The 15,534-nt window shown below is 66.4% G+C and carries 16 protein-coding genes; 12 read left to right on the forward strand and 4 right to left on the reverse strand.

Annotated elements, in window-relative coordinates; all coding sequences use genetic code 11:
* Positions 1–167: 167 nt before the first annotated feature.
* Positions 168–821, reverse strand: a complete 654-nt coding sequence (locus Q8R75_RS00975) for a hypothetical protein (protein WP_305613715.1) — start codon at positions 819–821, stop codon at positions 168–170.
* A gap of 263 nt (positions 822–1,084) precedes the next feature.
* Between Q8R75_RS00975 and Q8R75_RS00980 the strand changes: the two genes are divergently transcribed.
* The 4 genes from Q8R75_RS00980 (at position 1,085) to Q8R75_RS00995 (ending at position 6,843) form a co-directional block, all read left to right on the forward strand.
* Positions 1,085–2,539, forward strand: coding sequence for a nickel-dependent hydrogenase large subunit (locus Q8R75_RS00980; protein WP_305613716.1), 1,455 nt, complete (start codon positions 1,085–1,087; stop codon positions 2,537–2,539).
* 13 nt (positions 2,540–2,552) lie between these two features.
* Positions 2,553–3,053, forward strand: a complete 501-nt coding sequence (nikR, locus tag Q8R75_RS00985) for a nickel-responsive transcriptional regulator NikR (RefSeq protein ID WP_305613717.1) — start codon at positions 2,553–2,555, stop codon at positions 3,051–3,053.
* Positions 3,054–3,200: 147 nt separating this feature from the next.
* Positions 3,201–5,327 (forward strand): TonB-dependent receptor, encoded by a 2,127-nt coding sequence (locus Q8R75_RS00990; protein WP_305613718.1) that lies wholly within the window; start codon positions 3,201–3,203, stop codon positions 5,325–5,327.
* An 82-nt stretch (positions 5,328–5,409) separates the two neighbouring features.
* Positions 5,410–6,843: an ATP-binding protein gene (locus Q8R75_RS00995; RefSeq protein ID WP_305613719.1), complete on the forward strand. Its 1,434-nt coding sequence runs from the start codon at positions 5,410–5,412 to the stop codon at positions 6,841–6,843.
* Here the strand turns inward: Q8R75_RS00995 and Q8R75_RS01000 are convergent.
* The gene (locus Q8R75_RS01000; RefSeq protein WP_305613720.1) at positions 6,815–7,942 is read right to left on the reverse strand and encodes an aminotransferase class V-fold PLP-dependent enzyme; all 1,128 of its coding nucleotides are present in this window, start codon (positions 7,940–7,942) and stop codon (positions 6,815–6,817) included. The two genes, Q8R75_RS00995 and Q8R75_RS01000, sit on opposite strands and share 29 nt — an antisense overlap.
* 290 nt (positions 7,943–8,232) lie before the next feature.
* Between Q8R75_RS01000 and Q8R75_RS01005 the strand changes: the two genes are divergently transcribed.
* On the forward strand, positions 8,233–8,601 hold the full coding sequence (locus tag Q8R75_RS01005) for a DUF202 domain-containing protein (RefSeq protein ID WP_305613721.1): 369 nt from the start codon (positions 8,233–8,235) through the stop codon (positions 8,599–8,601).
* Positions 8,602–8,696: 95 nt separating this feature from the next.
* Positions 8,697–10,196 carry a YifB family Mg chelatase-like AAA ATPase gene (locus Q8R75_RS01010; RefSeq protein ID WP_305627191.1) on the forward strand — a complete coding sequence of 500 codons (1,500 nt, stop codon included), beginning with the start codon at positions 8,697–8,699 and terminating at the stop codon, positions 10,194–10,196.
* A gap of 70 nt (positions 10,197–10,266) precedes the next feature.
* On the opposite strand, the gene Q8R75_RS01015 is transcribed toward Q8R75_RS01010, so the two are convergent.
* Entirely contained in the window at positions 10,267–10,887 is a 621-nt protein-coding gene (locus tag Q8R75_RS01015; RefSeq protein ID WP_305613733.1) for a DUF4124 domain-containing protein, read from the reverse strand.
* 2 nt (positions 10,888–10,889) lie between these two features.
* Positions 10,890–11,510, reverse strand: coding sequence for an orotate phosphoribosyltransferase (gene pyrE / locus Q8R75_RS01020; protein ID WP_257079304.1), 621 nt, complete (start codon positions 11,508–11,510; stop codon positions 10,890–10,892).
* Between the two features lie 52 nt (positions 11,511–11,562).
* Here pyrE and Q8R75_RS01025 point away from each other — a divergent pair, with 52 nt between their 5' ends.
* The 6 genes from Q8R75_RS01025 to Q8R75_RS01050 all read left to right on the forward strand — a co-directional run bounded on the left by Q8R75_RS01025 (position 11,563) and on the right by Q8R75_RS01050 (position 15,519).
* Positions 11,563–12,357, forward strand: a complete 795-nt coding sequence (locus tag Q8R75_RS01025; protein ID WP_305613734.1) for an exodeoxyribonuclease III — start codon at positions 11,563–11,565, stop codon at positions 12,355–12,357.
* A gap of 39 nt (positions 12,358–12,396) precedes the next feature.
* Positions 12,397–13,491, forward strand: coding sequence for an SGNH/GDSL hydrolase family protein (locus tag Q8R75_RS01030; protein ID WP_305613735.1), 1,095 nt, complete (start codon positions 12,397–12,399; stop codon positions 13,489–13,491).
* Positions 13,492–13,542: 51 nt separating this feature from the next.
* Positions 13,543–13,863 carry a DUF883 family protein gene (locus tag Q8R75_RS01035; RefSeq protein WP_305613736.1) on the forward strand — a complete coding sequence of 107 codons (321 nt, stop codon included), beginning with the start codon at positions 13,543–13,545 and terminating at the stop codon, positions 13,861–13,863.
* 5 nt (positions 13,864–13,868) lie between these two features.
* The gene (locus Q8R75_RS01040) at positions 13,869–14,249 is read left to right on the forward strand and encodes a phage holin family protein (protein ID WP_305613737.1); all 381 of its coding nucleotides are present in this window, start codon (positions 13,869–13,871) and stop codon (positions 14,247–14,249) included.
* Positions 14,250–14,260: 11 nt separating this feature from the next.
* A complete protein-coding gene (locus tag Q8R75_RS01045; protein ID WP_305613738.1) occupies positions 14,261–14,548 on the forward strand; it encodes a YqjK family protein in 288 nt (95 codons plus the stop codon).
* 113 nt (positions 14,549–14,661) lie between these two features.
* Entirely contained in the window at positions 14,662–15,519 is an 858-nt protein-coding gene (locus Q8R75_RS01050) for an HDOD domain-containing protein (protein ID WP_305613739.1), read from the forward strand.
* The last annotated feature ends 15 nt before the right edge of the window (positions 15,520–15,534 follow it).

Here is a 15,534-nt window from a genome sequence, read left to right on the forward strand (position 1 = left end):
ATCGGCCTGCCGACCGACATGCCCAAGGCCTGGTTCGTCGCGTTGGCGTCACTGTCCAAATCGGCGACGCCGAAGCGGGTGAAGGTGAATGCGGTGTCGGACCATGTCGTCGTGCCGCCGGTGGCGAGACGGACGCGACTGAAGTGATGCCGGCACGGGTGCGGCATTCAGCGCCGGCGGCGGCTCAGAGCGCCCAGCGTGATCAGGCCTGCAATGGCAAGCGCCCAGGGTTGCGGCTCCGGTACCGGAGCCAGCACGATGCCCGGATAGAAGGTGTTCTGTTCCGGTGCGCCGAAGATGGGCAGCAGCCCGTAGGGCGAGGTCGCCGTCGCGAGAGAGGGGTCGTCGTCTTCCGTCGCACTGATCAGCGTCAGTTCGAGACGCATGCTGTCGAACTTGAGACCGGCGTCGAGCGTGATGGTATTGGTACCGAGATGGACGGACGAATTCACCACATCTGCCGCGGCATCGCTGAATACCTCAGCCGCGTCGTTGTACAGCGTGAGCATGTAGTTCACGGTGCGGTCGCCGGCTTCACTGACGCCGAAGGCCATCAGCGGAAAGAAATCGCCCGATGCGACCACTTCCCAGTAACGGTCGTCGACGATGGACAGGGTCCAGACGAAGGTGTCGCCGTCGTAGAGCACCGTGCTTTCCGGGTCATCGCTGCCGGCGGCAAGAGCGGCCACGCCTGCGCCTTCATACAGCACGTCGAATGTGTAGCTCGCCGCGTGGGTAGCCGGCGCAAGCGCCAGACCGCCGATCAGCGCGGCCAGCGCCGCGCGGCGTTGAAACGGGGTGCTTGTCGAGTGAATAGCCATGTCGTTCTTTCCTTCCTCGGGCGATGGGCACACGTCCGATCCGTCGTGGCCGGACATGTCTTGAACGTGCGCGAAGGCACGCCGGCGACAGCAACTCGTTTCAAAGCAGGGATCGCGCCAGAATCGAATCGTCGACGGCGGTTGCCAGAGCCGACAAGGGATGCAGGCCGGCCTGGCTCGTCGCCGTCGGCAGATACCGACGCAGCCTGGCGTCGCGGTGTAAAGCATGTCGACAGTTGCCACTCGTTCATCAGGACGCTTCCATGACCCGCCTCCTCGTCGGCCCCTTCAATCGCGTCGAGGGCGATCTCGAAGTGACGCTGGACATCGCCGATGGCCGCGTCGCGTCGGCGCACGTGAATGCCCCGATGTACCGCGGCTTCGAGCAGATCCTGCGCGGGCGCGAGCCGCATGACGCGCTGGTGTATGTGCCGCGCATCTGCGGCATCTGTTCGGTGTCGCAGTCGGTCGTAGCAGCGCGCGCGCTGGCGGCACTCGGTGGCATCTCGATGCCGGCCAATGGCCAGCACGTGACCAATGTGATCCTCGCCACCGAAAACCTGGCCGACCACCTGACGCACTTCTACCTGTTCTTCATGCCCGACTTCACGCGGCCGGTGTATGCGGCGCAGCCCTGGCATGCCGAGGCGGTGCGCCGCTTCACGCCGCAGAGCGGTGAGCAGGTGCGCGCCGCGATTGCCGCGCGCCAGCGCTGGTTCACGCTGCTTGGCACGCTGGCCGGCAAGTGGCCGCACACGCAGAGCATTGATCCGGGTGGTTCGACGCGCGCCATCGACGCCGCCGAGCGGGTGCGCCTGCTGGCGCGCGTGCGCGAGTTCCGTCGCTTTCTCGAAACCCGTACCTATGCCGCGCCGCTGGAACAGGTGGCTGCACTCGATTCGGAAGCGGCGCTCGACGCCTGGCACGACGGCGCCGATCCGCTGGCCGGCGATCTGCGCTTTTTCCTGACCGTTGCGCGCGATGCGGCACTGGCCACCCTCGGCGCCGGGCCCGGCCGCTTCATGAGCTACGGCGCCTATCCGCAGCCGGACGGCGGCACGGCACTCGGGGCCGGCGTATGGCACGCCGGCGCGCTGTCGCCGCTCGACCCGGCCGCCATCCGCGAAGACGCCACCCACGCCTGGCTGAGCGCCGCTGGCGGTCCGCAGCATCCGCGCACCGGCGTCACCCGGCCGGAACCGGACAAGGCCGGCGCCTACACCTGGAACAAGGCGCCGCGGCTGGCGGGCGAGGTGGTCGAAACCGGCGCCATTGCGCGCCAGCTTGCGAGCGGTCATCCGCTCATCGTCGATCTGGTCGGCCGCTACGGCGGCACCGTGTACACCCGGGTCGTCGCGCGCCTGCTCGAACTGGCGCGAGTGGTGATCATGATGGAAGACTGGCTGCGCGCAGTGCGACCGGGTGAGCCCTTCTGCACGCCGGGCAGGCTGCCGGATGAAGGCAGCGGCGCCGGTCTCGGCGAAGCGGCGCGGGGCAGCCTGGGGCACTGGATTTCGGTGCGTGACGGCCGCATCGCCAACTATCAGATCGTCGCGCCCACCACCTGGAATTTCTCGCCGCGCGACGCCGCCGGCCGGCCCGGCGCGCTGGAAGCTGCGCTCGAAGGCGCGCCGGTACGCGACGGCGAAACCACGCCGGTGGCGGTGCAGCATATCGTGCGATCCTTCGATCCCTGCATGGTGTGTACCGTGCATTGACACCGGAGTCTGCATGCAGCGCTTCACCATTTCCCTTGACGACCAGCTGGCTGCCCAGTTCGACGACTGGATCGCGCAGCGCGGCTACGGCAACCGCTCCGAAGCGGTGCGCGACCTGTTCCGCGCGGAGCTGGACCGCACAGCCCAGCAGACGGGTAGCGCGACGCAATGCGTGGCCTGTCTGTCGTACGTGTTCAACCACCACGAACGCGATCTGGCCGAGCGCATCATCAGCCTGCAGCACGCGCACCACGACCTCACGGTGTCGTCGATGCACGCCCACCTCGACCACGACTACTGCCTCGAAACGGTCATCCTGAAAGGCGAGATCGCGGCGGTACGGCAGTTCGCCGACGCGGTGTGCGCCGAGCGCGGCGTGCATCACGGCCAGATCAACCTGATCAGCGTCGAACTGGATGCCGGCCACCACCACGCGGGGCCGGGCGGGCACAGCTATACGCGGCGGCACGAACGCGGCGGGCATGGCCACGTGCACATCAAGCCCAGCACCTGACGCAAGCACCGCTGCCGACGCACCGATCGAAACGGCAGCGCACTGACCATCTCCGCCCCGGCTGTCTCGATGAAAGGCTTGCCAGGCGTGATGCGGTGACTGGCACGGTTTTCGCGTATGAAGATCATCTCAAATCTTCATACAAAAATGAGCGCCGATAAAAGCTTGTCCGGGAAAGGTTTGCGCGCGTTGTCCGCCGTGGCTCAGGGCGGACTTCGGGCGCTGTGCGTGCCCGTCATCGGGGCGTGGGGCACCGCACTGGCGCACGAGGCGGCGCCGTCCGCCCACCATCTGGACACGGTGATGGTCGAGGGCCATTACGACAACGCGGTCGGCACCTCCGACGCGGCCAGCCAGGGCCGCGTTACCGCGCGACTGATCGAAAACCGGCCGACGCTGCGTCCGGCCGAGGTGCTGGAATTCGTGCCCGGCATCATCGTCACGCAGCACAGTGGCGGTGGCAAGGCGAACCAGTATTTCCTGCGCGGCTTCAACCTCGACCACGGCACCGACTTCGCCACCCATATCGATGGCATGCCGGCCAATATGCCCACGCACGCGCATGGCCACGGCTACACCGACCTGAACTGGCTGATTCCGGAGCTGGTCGGTCGCATCGACTACCGCAAGGGCCCCTACTACGCGGAAGAGGGCGATTTCGCGTCGGTCGGTTCGGCGCGGCTGCGGCTGGTCGATCGCCTTGATTACGGCACCGCCGAAGTGACCATCGGCCAGGATGGCCACCGGCGCGGCCTGCTGATGAATTCTCATGCGCTTGGCGCCGGCACGCTGCTGTATGCGCTGGAGACCTCGCGCAGCGACGGCCCCTGGGACAATCCGGAAGACTTCCGCCGCATCAATGGCGTGTTGCGCTACACGCTGGGCGAGGGTGCAGATCGCACCTCGCTCACCGCGATGGCCTACACGGCGCGCTGGGACTCGACCGACCAGATTCCGCTGCGCGCCGTGCAGTCCGGCCTGATCGGCCGCTACGGCACGGTGGACCCGACCGACGGCGGCAAGACGCAACGCTACAGCCTGTCGATTGACCATCAGCGTGCCTGGGACGACGGTGCCTTCCGCTTCAATGCGTATGCCATCCAGTCGGAGCTGGACCTGTGGTCCAACTTCACCTTTTTCCTCGATAACCCGGCCGACGGCGACCAGTTCCGCCAGTCCGAACAGCGCAACGTGTTCGGCATGGCGATGAGCCGCAGCTGGGACGGTCTGCTGGCCGGTCGGCCGATGACCAACACGCTGGGCGTGCAGATGCGCCACGATCGCCTCAGCCCGGTCGGGCTCTACACCACGGTTGCGCGCCGCACCACCGGTGTCACCCAGCAGAGCGACGTGCGTCAGACGAGCGTCGGCCTGTACGGCGAGAACAGTGTGCAATGGACGCCCTGGCTGCGCAGCCTGGCCGGACTGCGGCTCGACCACTACGACTTCGACGTCAGCAGTTCGATCGCCGCCAACAGCGGCGACGCGAACGACCACATCGCCTCGCCCAAGCTGTCGTTCATTTTCGGGCCGTGGGCGCGCACCGAGTATTTCGTGAATTACGGCAACGGCTTCCACAGCAACGACGCCCGCGGTACCACGGCGCGTGTCACCGCCCGGGGCGGGCTGCCGACCGATCCGGTGGACGCGCTGGTGCGCACCAGGGGCGGCGAAGTCGGCGTGCGCACCGAGTTCATCCGCGGCCTGCAGAGCTCGCTCGCCGTGTGGACGCTGAAGCTGGATTCGGAACTGCTGTTCGTCGGCGACGCCGGCGAGACCGAACCCAACCGCGCCAGCCGGCGCAGCGGCATCGAGTGGAACAACCGGTGGACGATGCGTCCGTGGCTGCTGTTCGACCTCGACATCGCCGCCTCGCGCGCCCGTTTCGCCGAGGACGACCCGGCCGGCAACCACGTGCCGGGCGCGGTCGACCGCGTCGTCGCCGCCGGCCTCAGCCTGACCGACGCCAATCCGCTGGCGAATGGCTGGTTCGGTCACCTGCAACTGCGTCACGTCGGCCCCCGTCCGCTGGTCGAAGACAATTCGGTGCGCGCCGGTTCGACCACGCTGGCCTATCTGCGCCTCGGCCACCGGCTCAGCCGCGACCTGCGGCTGATGCTGGACGTATTCAACCTGTTCGACAGCGGCGACAACGACATCGAGTACTTCTACACCTCGCGCCTGCGCGGCGAAGCGGCGGGCGGTATCGATGACCGTCACTTCCACCCGGTCGAGCCGCGCAGCCTGCGCGTCACCCTGAGCGCCCGTTTCTGACGGCAGGCGCGATGCGACGAGTTGGCGGGGCGGACACCGTCGGCGCTACCATGCGCTGCTGACGCCGCCCCTGCCCGCCGCGATGACCGAACATCCGAAATCCGCCAACACCGAAGCCCTGCTGGCCCGCGCCCACATCGACGGTGTGGACGAGGCGACCTGGCTGGATGTGATCCAGCGCATGGACGAGGTGTACTCGCAGCTGGTCAGCGACGAAATCGCGCTCGAGCAGAAGAACGTCGAACTGGAACAGTCGCAGCAGTTCATCTTCAGCGTCATGTCGGCGATGTCGGACGTGCTGCTGGTGTGCAACGAGCGCGGCGAGATCGAGGAAACCAACGCTGCGCTGTGCGAACTGGTCGGTCGCAGTGATGACGCGCTGCGCGGCACGCCGGTGTTCGCGCTGCTGGCCGACGACGAAAGCCGAGCCCGCATGCGCAGCGTGCTCGATGACGCCAATCCGTCGCGCCGGGGCGAGGCGGTCGAGCTGAACCTGCGCGACGCTGCGGGCGCCGGGGTGCCGGTGGACACCAACCTGACGCCGCGTTTCACGCGCAACGGCCGGCGCGCCGGCACCGTGCTGGTCGGCCGGCCCACCGCCGAACTGAAGCGTGCCTACCACGAGCTGCGCGAGGCGCACGAGGCGCTGAAGCTGGCGCAGCAGCAGTTGCTGCATTCGGAAAAGATGGCTTCGCTCGGCCGCCTGGTGGCCGGTGTCGCGCACGAGCTGAACAACCCGATCAGCTTCGTGCTGGGCAACGTGCATGCGCTGAAGAAGTACAGCGAACGCATGGGGTGCTACATCGACGCGGTGCACGCCGGGGCGTCGGACGAGGAACTGGGCGCGCTGCGCGTCAAGCTGCGCATCGAACATCTGCTGAAGGATCTGCCCTCGTTGATCGAAGGCACGATGGAAGGCGCGCAGCGCACCGCCGACATCGTCAACGGGCTGAAACGCTTTTCCGCCGTTGATCCGGAAGGTCGCAGCGCCGTCGATCTCACTGCCGTGATCGAGCGGGCCATCCACTGGATACACAAGGGCACCAGCGCGGTCGTCACCCTGCACTGGGCGGCGCGCGAACCTTGCGTGGTCACGGGCAGTGCGGGTCAATTGCAGCAGGTGGTCATGAATCTGCTGCAGAACGCCTACGACGCGGCCGGTGCCGACGATCGTGTCGCCGAGCTCACGCTGAGCTGCACCAACGAGGGCGACCGGGTACGCATGAGCCTGCACGACGACGGACCGGGCATACCCGACGAGTACCTGTCGCGCATTTTCGAGCCTTTCTTCACCACCAAGCCGGTCGGCAAGGGCACCGGCCTTGGCCTGTCGATCAGCTACGGCATCGTCGAACAGCACGGCGGCGTGCTGTCCGCCCGCAACCACCCGGAGGGCGGTGCGGAATTCGTGCTGGACCTGCCGCGCGCAGTGGCCGGCCCGTCTGAGGGCGAATCGAAGCGGTGTCCGACGGACGAGCCGACGGGAACTACTCGATCCTGTCCAGCGCCGCCTTGAAGTTCTGCACCGTGCGTTCGATGTTCTGCAGCTTGTCGAGGCCGAACAGGCCGATGCGGAAGCTGCGGAAATCGGCCGGTTCGTCGACCTGCAGTGGCACGCCGGCGGCGATCTGCAGTCCCTGCGCCATGAACTTCCTGCCGTTCTGGATATCCGGATCGCTGGTGTAGCTGACCACGACGCACGGCGCCTTGAAACCTTCGGCGGCAACGCTTTCGAAGCCGCGCGCTTCCATCAGCGCGCGGATCTGGCGGCCCAGTTCGATCTGGTTCGCTTTCACCTTGTCGAAGCCGAAACTTTCGGTTTCCAGCATGACATTGCGCAATTGCGTCAGACCGTCGGTCGGTAGCGTGGCGTGATAGGCATGGCCGCCGCCTTCATAGGTTTCCATGATCTGCAGCCACTTCTTCAGGTCGGCGGCGTAGCTGGTGCTGGTGGTTGAATCGATGCGTGCGCGGGCGCGCTCGCCCAGCATGACCAGACCGGCGCACGGCGAACCGCTCCAGCCCTTCTGCGGCGCGCTGACGACGATGTCGATCCCCAGTGCGCCCATGTCCACCCAGAGCGTGCCGGCGGCAATGGCGTCAAGCACGAACAGGCCATCGACCTCGCGCACCGCGGCAGCGACTTCGCGCAGATAGTCGTCCGGCAGTTGCAGGCCGGCCGAGGTTTCGACCTGCGGTGCGAACACCACGGCGGGCTTGTGTTCGAGGATGGCGGCGACCACTTCATTGACCGGCGGCGGTGCGAAAGCCTTCTGCGACCCGGGCACCGGCTGGCGCGCCTTCAGCACGACCGATTCGGACGGAATGCGGCCCATGTCGAAAATCTGCGTCCAGCGGAAGCTGAACCAGCCATTGCGGATGACCATCACCTTCCGGTCGGTGGCGAACTGGCGCGCAACCGCTTCCATGCCGAAGGTACCGCTGCCCGGCACGACGACCGCCGATTTCGCGTTGTAGACCTGCTTGAGCACGCGCGAAATGTCCTTCATGACGCCCTGGAACGATTGCGACATGTGGTTCAGCGCGCGGTCGGTATACACGACCGAATATTCGAGCAGCCCCTGGGGGTCGACGTTGGGCAACAGGCTGGGCACGGTGTTCTCCGGATAGATGAGGTGGTGTGACAGGACCGCGCCGTCGCTCGTGGCGGCGGCAGGGCAGTGCCTGTGACGATTCGACGGGTCGTCGGTCGGCGGATGGCCGGGCCGTGCGTACTCGAAGGCCCGCGATTCTAAATCACCGCGCGCCGGTTGGCTCGACCGGTCCGTGCAACCCGTCAGGGCAGCGAGCGCCCGGTCTGCTACCGTCCGTGTCTGGCATTCATCGTGCGGGCAGGCTGCTCGCAGTAGTGCCTGCCGCGTCACCACCCGTGAGGACAAACATCGTGTCTGACCTGAAGGACCCGCGCGTGCTGTTTGCCGCCGAGCGCACGCTGCTGGCGTGGAACCGCACCAGCCTGGCACTGATCGCCTTCGGTTTTGTCGTCGAACGCGCCGGCATCCTGATCCGGCTGGTGTCGCCGGCCCAGCATGAGGCCGGCCTGTCCGGCGCGTCGCTGTGGTTCGGGCTGGCGTTCATCGTGCTCGGTGCATGGGTGGCCGGGTGGTCGTCGCGGCAATACCTGCGCCTGCTCGGCACGCTGACGCCGGCCGAATTTCCGCCCGGCTACGGCGCGCGCTGGGGCGCCTGGGTCAATCTGATTGTTGCGGCGCTGGCGGCCGGGCTGGCGGTCATGCTGTACCGGGCCGCCTGAGCGCTCGCGCCGCGGCACCGCGAGCGGTTGATCCCGATGACATGAACAGTCGGGGTGTGCGCTAGACTGCATCCATTGCATAACATGACGAATAAATGTCACTCGCCATCCTGCGCAGCCGCGCGCTGGCCGGTCTGCACGCGCCGGAGGTGGCGGTCGAGGTGCACGTCGCAAACGGGTTGCCCGCGTTTTCGCTGGTCGGTCTGCCTGATGCCGAAGTGCGCGAAGCGCGCGACCGTGTGCGCGCGGCCATCCTCTGTTCCGGCTTCGAGTTTCCGGCCCGGCGCATCACCGTCAATCTGGCGCCGGCCGACCTGCCGAAGGAATCCGGCCGGTTCGACCTGCCGATCGCGCTCGGCATCCTGATCGCGTCCGGTGCGCTCGCCGCGCCCGCGCTCGACCGCCACGAATTCGCCGGCGAACTGTCACTGACCGGTGCGCTGCGTCCGGTGCGCGGGGCGTTGCCAATGGCGCTCGGCGCGCGCGACGCCGGTCGCTGTTTCGTGCTGCCAGCGGAATCGGCGGCCGAAGCGGTGATGGTGGCCGGCGTCGACGTGCGCGCCGCGCGCTCGCTGCTCGATGTGTGCGCCCACTTGTGCGGCCGCGAGGCGCTGCCCCGCGCGAACGCGCCGGCGCAGCGCGCAGCACCGGTCTGGCCGGATCTGGCTGATGTGCGGGGCCAGCTGCAGGCACGCCGCGCACTGGAAATTGCCGCCGCGGGCAATCATTCGCTATTGCTCAGCGGCCCTCCGGGTACCGGCAAATCGATGCTGGCAGCGCGTCTGCCCGGCCTGCTGCCCGATCTCGAAGAAGCCGAGGCGCTGGAAACGGCGGCCGTGCTGTCCGGTGCCGGCCTGTTCGATGCCGCCCGTCTGACGCACCGGCCGTTCCGCGCACCGCACCATTCAGCCAGCGCTGCCGCGCTGGTGGGCGGCGGTGCGGTGCCGCGGCCAGGCGAGATTTCGCTGGCACACCACGGCGTGCTGTTTCTCGACGAACTGCCTGAATTCGACCGCCGCGTGCTCGAAGCGCTGCGCGAGCCACTGGAAACCGGTCATGTGACGATTGCGCGCGCGGCCCACCGGGCGCAGTTTCCGGCGCGTTTCCAGCTTGTGGCAGCGATGAATCCGTGCCCGTGCGGGTATCTCGGTCATCCGTCGGCGCGCTGTCGCTGCACGCCGGATCAGGTGGCGCGTTACCGAAACCGCCTGTCAGGCCCGCTGCTCGACCGCATCGATCTGCTGGTGACCGTCGCACCGCTGGCCGAGCATGAATTGCGCGCCGGTCCGGGCGAGGCGACGCCGGTGGTGCGCGCGCGGGTGTCGGCCGCACGCTGCCGCCAGCTCGCCCGTCAGGCGCGCCCGAACCAGTCGCTGGAGGCGGCCGACATCGATCTGTACTGCGTGCTGACCGATCCGGCACGCGCACTGCTCGGCCAGGCGATGACGGCGCTGAACCTGTCGGCGCGCGCCTATCACCGTTGTCTCAAGGTGGCGCGGACGATCGCCGATCTGGCAGAGACGGATTGCATCGCCCCGGCGCATGTCGCCGAAGCGATCCAGTACCGGCGCGCGCTGGATGCACCGGCACGTTAGGGTCTGCAATGCAAGGTCAGCAGACCCCGGGGTCTTCGAACATTCAGCAACCGATCCCGGGCGGCCCGCCTCAGTGCTGGCCGCTCAGTTGCCGGAAGCGCACGAGGTCGTCCTGGAAGCGCTGCTGCGTCTCGACCAGATCGCGCTCTTTCGAGGCAATGTTGTCGGCCAGCAGGCGCATGTCCTGCGCGTTGGTGTCCAGCCGGTCCTTGATGCCCGCCGGTAGCGGCTTGCCGGCGAAGCGCGCGGCGTCGGTTTCCAGCTTCAGGTGGCGCTGCTTGAGCGTCAGCTCCTGGTCGCGCAGCTGCGTCAGCAGCTCTTCGATATCGGTCACCCGGCGCTTGCGCGCCATGTCGATGTCGCGTTCACTTGAATAGGTATTGAGCAGCGTGGCATCGCGCCGACGCTGTTCCTGGCGCATGCGGTCTTCCTCGCCGGCCTTCTGCGCCTCGGCGTCGCGCCTGGCGCGCTGTTCCGCACTGATCGGCGCATCGACCTGCTTCACCGTCGCGCCCTGCTTGTTGAGCTCCCGGTAGCTGCGGTCGGCACAGGATTCCGGCAGCACGTCGCTGCACACCTGCTGTCCGCGCGCGTCCTTGCAGCAATAGACGCGCGCCTCGGCGAACGGGGCGAACGTCAGGCCGATCACGGCGAGGCCAGGCAGCAGGTAACGCAGTTCCAGGGTGTTCATCTTCAGGGGCCGACTCCGTATTGCGCGCGGTAGGCCTGTACCGCAGCCAGATTGCTCTCCATGCCGGGGGTGAGCTGCAGATAGCCCACCAGATCATCGAGACTGGCGCAGGCCACCACTGGCATGCCATACAAACGTTCCACTTCCTGAACCGCTGACAACGCGCCGCTGCCGCGCTCCATGCGGTCGAGTGCGATGGCGACGCCGGCCGGTGTCGCACCGGCGGCACGGATCAGTTCGACCGACTCGCGCACCGAAGTACCCGCGCTGATCACGTCATCAATGATCAGCACACGGCCCTTGAGTGGCGCGCCGATCAGCGTGCCGCCTTCGCCGTGGTCCTTCGCTTCCTTGCGGTTGAACGCGAACGGCACATCGCGACCGCGCTGCGCCATCTGCATCGCTGCGCCGGCGGCCAGCACGATGCCCTTGTAGGCCGGGCCGAACAGCATGTCGAACGCAGGCGCACGGTTCAGGATGGTTTCGGCATAGAACTCCGAAAGCTTTAGCACCGACGCGCCACTGTTGAACAAACCGGCGTTGAAAAAGTACGGCGACTGGCGGCCTGCCTTGGTGGTGAAGCTGCCGAAGCGCAGCACACCGGTGTCGCAGGCGAACTGCACGAATGAACGTCTAGAATCCACGGATTTTCCCAACGAATCGGATAAACCGGCCATGTTACGTATCGTGTCGCTCAACCTCAACGGTATCCGCTCGGCCACGGCAAAGGGTGTCTGGAGCTGGCTGGCCGGCGAGGCGCCCGACGTGCTGGCGGTGCAGGAGCTGAAGGCGCAGGCGGCCGATCTCGACGACACGATGCGCGCGCCGGCCGCCCTCGGCGGTCTGCCCGGCCATTTTCACTACGCGCTGAAGAAGGGCTACAGCGGCGTCGGGATTTACTCGCGGCGTGCGCCCTCGCGCGTGATCACCGGCTTCGGCGTGCAGGAATTCGATGACGAGGGCCGCTACGTGGAAGCTGATTTCGGCGACCTGACGGTCATTTCGCTCTATCTGCCGTCCGGCTCCAGCGCACCGGAGCGGCAGGAGGCGAAATTCCGCTTTCTCGATGCGTTTGTGCCGCATCTGGCGGCGCTGCGCGCCAGCGGTCGCGAAATCGTCATCTGTGGCGACTGGAACATCGCGCACCGGGAAATCGACCTGAAGAACTGGAAGGGCAATCTGAAGAATTCAGGCTTCCTGCCCGAAGAGCGGGCGTGGATGAGCGCACTGCTCGGCCAGGGCGGCTGGGTCGATGTCTATCGCAGCCTGCACCCCGACACCACCGACGACTGCTACACCTGGTGGAGCAACCGCGGCCAGGCGCGCGCAAACAATGTCGGGTGGCGCATCGACTACCAGATCGCGACCCCGGGAATCGCGGCGAAGGCGCGCGCAGCGAGGGTCTTCAAGGATCATCGATTCAGTGATCATGCGCCGCTGATTGTCGACTACGATGTCTCTACGGCATGACGAAGTCGTGCCTCAAATAAGAACCACAGCGAGGTCAGCATGAATACGAAAAGCCGTTTCACGCGCGTGCTTGCCGCCGCGCTGTTCGTAGCGTCTCCGTGGTCGGCCGCGTACGCAGCGACCTCGCCTTACAGCGGAATCGTCGCATTCGGCGACAGCCTGACCGACACCGGAAACTTCACCGCGCTGGCCAGCGGCCTGTCCTTCGGCCTTGTCAATTTCCCGAGCCCTGCCTTCGGCTATGCCCAGGGGCGTTTTTCCGATGGCAAGGTGGCGATCGAATATCTGGCCGAATCGCTGAGCCTGAACCTGACCAATTACGCAGTGGGTGGCGCCAAGACCGGTCCGTCCGCACTGCCCGGTCTGCCCGACAACTATATCGATGAAGACGGCGAGTCCGGCTATCCGGCGGGATCGTTCGACGGCACCGGCGTGGTGGCCCAGGTGGCATCGCACATCGCCGGGAGCGGCGGCACGATCGACAGTCAGGCCCTGTATTTCGTCTGGGCCGGGTCGAACGACTATTTTTCGCTTGCCGACCAGGCACTCGCCGGTGCGCCTGAAGACACACCGGCGCTCATATCGGCCTACATCTCAAATGCGATCGGCCACCTGCAAGGATCGGTGCAGACGCTCTACGCCGCCGGTGCGCGCAGCTTTCTCATCCCGAACATGCCGAATCTTGGCGTGACGCCCTTCGCGCTGGCCGCCGGACAGCAACTGTCCGCCCTGGCGACACAGACGGCGGCGTCGCACAACTTTTATCTGAGCGCGGTGTTGGGCGGGCTGGCCGGATCGCTGACCGATGCGCAGTTCTTCACCAGCGACACTTTCGCGCTGACCACCTATGCGAATCTGGACGCCGCCGGTGCCGGATTCGGCAACACGACGGACATGTGCCAGTTCAACCCGTCGTGTACCGATCCGACGTCCTATCTGTACTGGGACGATGTGCACATCACCACTGCAGCGCACGAGGCGCTTGCCGGGCAGTTCGCTCAGGCGCTCGTTCCGGTGCCTGAAATGCAGGCGTGGGCCATGCTGCTGGCCGGTCTTGGCCTGATCGGCGTAGCCGGTCGCCTACGTGCTTCAAGGGTACAGGCCCACATGGGTGCGTTGCGCGAGACAACTTAAGGGGTTAACTTCTTGTCTTTAGAGGCACCCCATTCAACAAGGAGAACATCAATGTCCGAACTCATCGATCAATCAACCGTAACCAAGCAAAAGCTGATTGCGGACCTGAAGGTAGTGATCACCGACGCGGAAGAGCTGCTCAAGGTCACGGCCAACCAGGCGGGCGAAAAAGTGGGCGAGCTGCGCGTGCGCATGCAGGAAAACCTGACCGCCGCGCGCCACAAGCTGGCTGACGCCGAAGTCGCGCTGAAGGAAAAGTCGCGCGAAGTGGCGCGTGTCACCGATGACTACGTACACGATCACCCGTGGAAGGCGATCGGCGTTGCGGCCGGCGCCGGATTGCTGATCGGGCTGCTGATCGGTCGTCGCTGAGCGCGATGTCGGAATCGCAACGGCCCGAGCGTCTTGCCGTATCGCTGAAGGGCTTCTTCTCCAGCCTGATCGAACTTGTTCATGTCAGGCTGGAGCTGGTCACGGTCGAGGCGCGCGATGAAGCGCTGCGTCTGACCGAACTGCTGGTGTATGGCGCGCTGGCCATCGCCTTCCTCACCTTCGGCATCGCCTTCGTGGCGGTGCTGCTGACCGTGCTTCTGTGGGACAGTCACCGCCTGCTGGCGCTGACGCTGTTTTCCACACTTTTCATCACGCTCGGTGTGCTTGCGGCGGTCGTTGCGCGGGCACGCATGGCCGAGGGCACGCGTCTGTTTGCTTCGTCGCTCGACGAACTGAAACGCGACCGCGATAGCCTGCGCCAATGAACCCGCAACGCATGCACCTTGCTCTGGCGCGCGAACGTCTGCTGGAGCGCTCGCGCCTGCTGCGCGGCATCGCGGTCGAACAATCGGCTGCGCTGTCACCGGCATTGCGCTTTGGCGACACGGTGCGCGATGGCGTGCGGTGGGTGCGAGTACATCCGGAAGTCATCGCCGCGGCCGCGGTAGCCCTGTTCCTGCTGCGGCCGCGTCGCGTCTGGCGCTGGGGCCTGCGGCTGTGGGGTGGCTGGCGATTGCTGCAGCAAATGCAGCTCAGACTGGGTTCCGGCAGCAGGCGATCGTGAGCCGCGTGCGGCCAGGGATTACTCCCCGGCGGGCCCCGGGTCGGCGCCGGTAACTCAAGTTTTCGGCATGATTGCCGAATTCAGATCACTGCCATCGTTCCGAGACATCAGACATGTCCTCCCATACCGCACAGGAACTGGCGCAGCGCACGACCGAGCTGGTGACCCTGCCGGCCATCTACCATCGCGTGAAACAGGTGTTCGACGACCCGGAAGGTTCGGTACTCGACCTCGCGAAAGTGGTGGTGGCCGATCCGGGCATCACGATGCGCGTGCTGCGCGTCGTCAATAGCGTGTTCTACGGATTTCCCGGCAAGGTCGAAACCATGTCGCGCGCGGTCAGCGTGCTCGGCATGCAGCAGGTGCACGACATCGTTCTGGCCACCACGGTGACCGCAGTCTTCTCCGGCATGCGGCCCGAGCGTATGGACGTTGCCCGCTTCTGGCGCGCGTCCGCGATGCGCGGGCTGCTGGCACGTGCGGCCGCCAAGAGCTGCGGCCTGCTCGATGCCGAACGTCTGTTCGTCGGTGGCCTGCTGGCCGATATCGGCCACATGGTGATGTACATGCACGTACCGCAGCTGGCCGAGGCGGCGCTGCTGGAAAGCCGCGGCGCCGATGTATCCCCGGAACAGATTGAACGCGCCCTGATCGGTTGCGATTACGCGGCCGTCGGCGCCGAACTGCTGCGGGCATGGCAGCTGCCGACCAGCTTTTCGACCGCGGTCGGTGCGCAGATCGATCCGGCACGCGGTGCGCCGCACGAATTCGAAGCCTGCCTGCTGCATTTCGCCCGCCGCGCCGTGGGCGAAGACGGCGAACTGCTCGATTCGGCCCGGATTGTGGCCACCGTGGTACCCGAGGCGTGGAACATGACCCGGCTGGAACCGCAGGCTTTCGAGGGCGCATGCGCCGAAGCAAGCAGTTCGATGGCGGCGGTGATGGGGCTGTTCTTCCCGGAATACGCTTGACCGCGCGCCTGACGG

The organism is Methyloversatilis sp. (assembly GCF_030696805.1).
GTDB lineage: Bacteria > Pseudomonadota > Gammaproteobacteria > Burkholderiales > Rhodocyclaceae > Methyloversatilis.

What these genes read in the sequence shown, in the direction of transcription:
- Q8R75_RS00995 (WP_305613719.1), top strand. Translation starts at nt 5,410, where the DNA reads ATGACCGAACATCCGAAATCCGCCAACACCGAAGCCCTGCTGGCCCGC.
- Q8R75_RS00980 (WP_305613716.1), top strand. Translation starts at nt 1,085, where the DNA reads ATGACCCGCCTCCTCGTCGGCCCCTTCAATCGCGTCGAGGGCGATCTC.
- Q8R75_RS00975 (WP_305613715.1), bottom strand. Translation starts at nt 821, where the DNA reads ATGGCTATTCACTCGACAAGCACCCCGTTTCAACGCCGCGCGGCGCTG.
- Q8R75_RS01050 (WP_305613739.1), top strand. Translation starts at nt 14,662, where the DNA reads ATGTCCTCCCATACCGCACAGGAACTGGCGCAGCGCACGACCGAGCTG.
- Q8R75_RS01010 (WP_305627191.1), top strand. Translation starts at nt 8,697, where the DNA reads ATGTCACTCGCCATCCTGCGCAGCCGCGCGCTGGCCGGTCTGCACGCG.
- Q8R75_RS01025 (WP_305613734.1), top strand. Translation starts at nt 11,563, where the DNA reads ATGTTACGTATCGTGTCGCTCAACCTCAACGGTATCCGCTCGGCCACG.
- Q8R75_RS00990 (WP_305613718.1), top strand. Translation starts at nt 3,201, where the DNA reads ATGAGCGCCGATAAAAGCTTGTCCGGGAAAGGTTTGCGCGCGTTGTCC.
- Q8R75_RS01015 (WP_305613733.1), bottom strand. Translation starts at nt 10,887, where the DNA reads ATGAACACCCTGGAACTGCGTTACCTGCTGCCTGGCCTCGCCGTGATC.
- Q8R75_RS01035 (WP_305613736.1), top strand. Translation starts at nt 13,543, where the DNA reads ATGTCCGAACTCATCGATCAATCAACCGTAACCAAGCAAAAGCTGATT.
- Q8R75_RS01045 (WP_305613738.1), top strand. Translation starts at nt 14,261, where the DNA reads ATGCACCTTGCTCTGGCGCGCGAACGTCTGCTGGAGCGCTCGCGCCTG.
- nikR (WP_305613717.1), top strand. Translation starts at nt 2,553, where the DNA reads ATGCAGCGCTTCACCATTTCCCTTGACGACCAGCTGGCTGCCCAGTTC.
- Q8R75_RS01030 (WP_305613735.1), top strand. Translation starts at nt 12,397, where the DNA reads ATGAATACGAAAAGCCGTTTCACGCGCGTGCTTGCCGCCGCGCTGTTC.
- Q8R75_RS01040 (WP_305613737.1), top strand. Translation starts at nt 13,869, where the DNA reads ATGTCGGAATCGCAACGGCCCGAGCGTCTTGCCGTATCGCTGAAGGGC.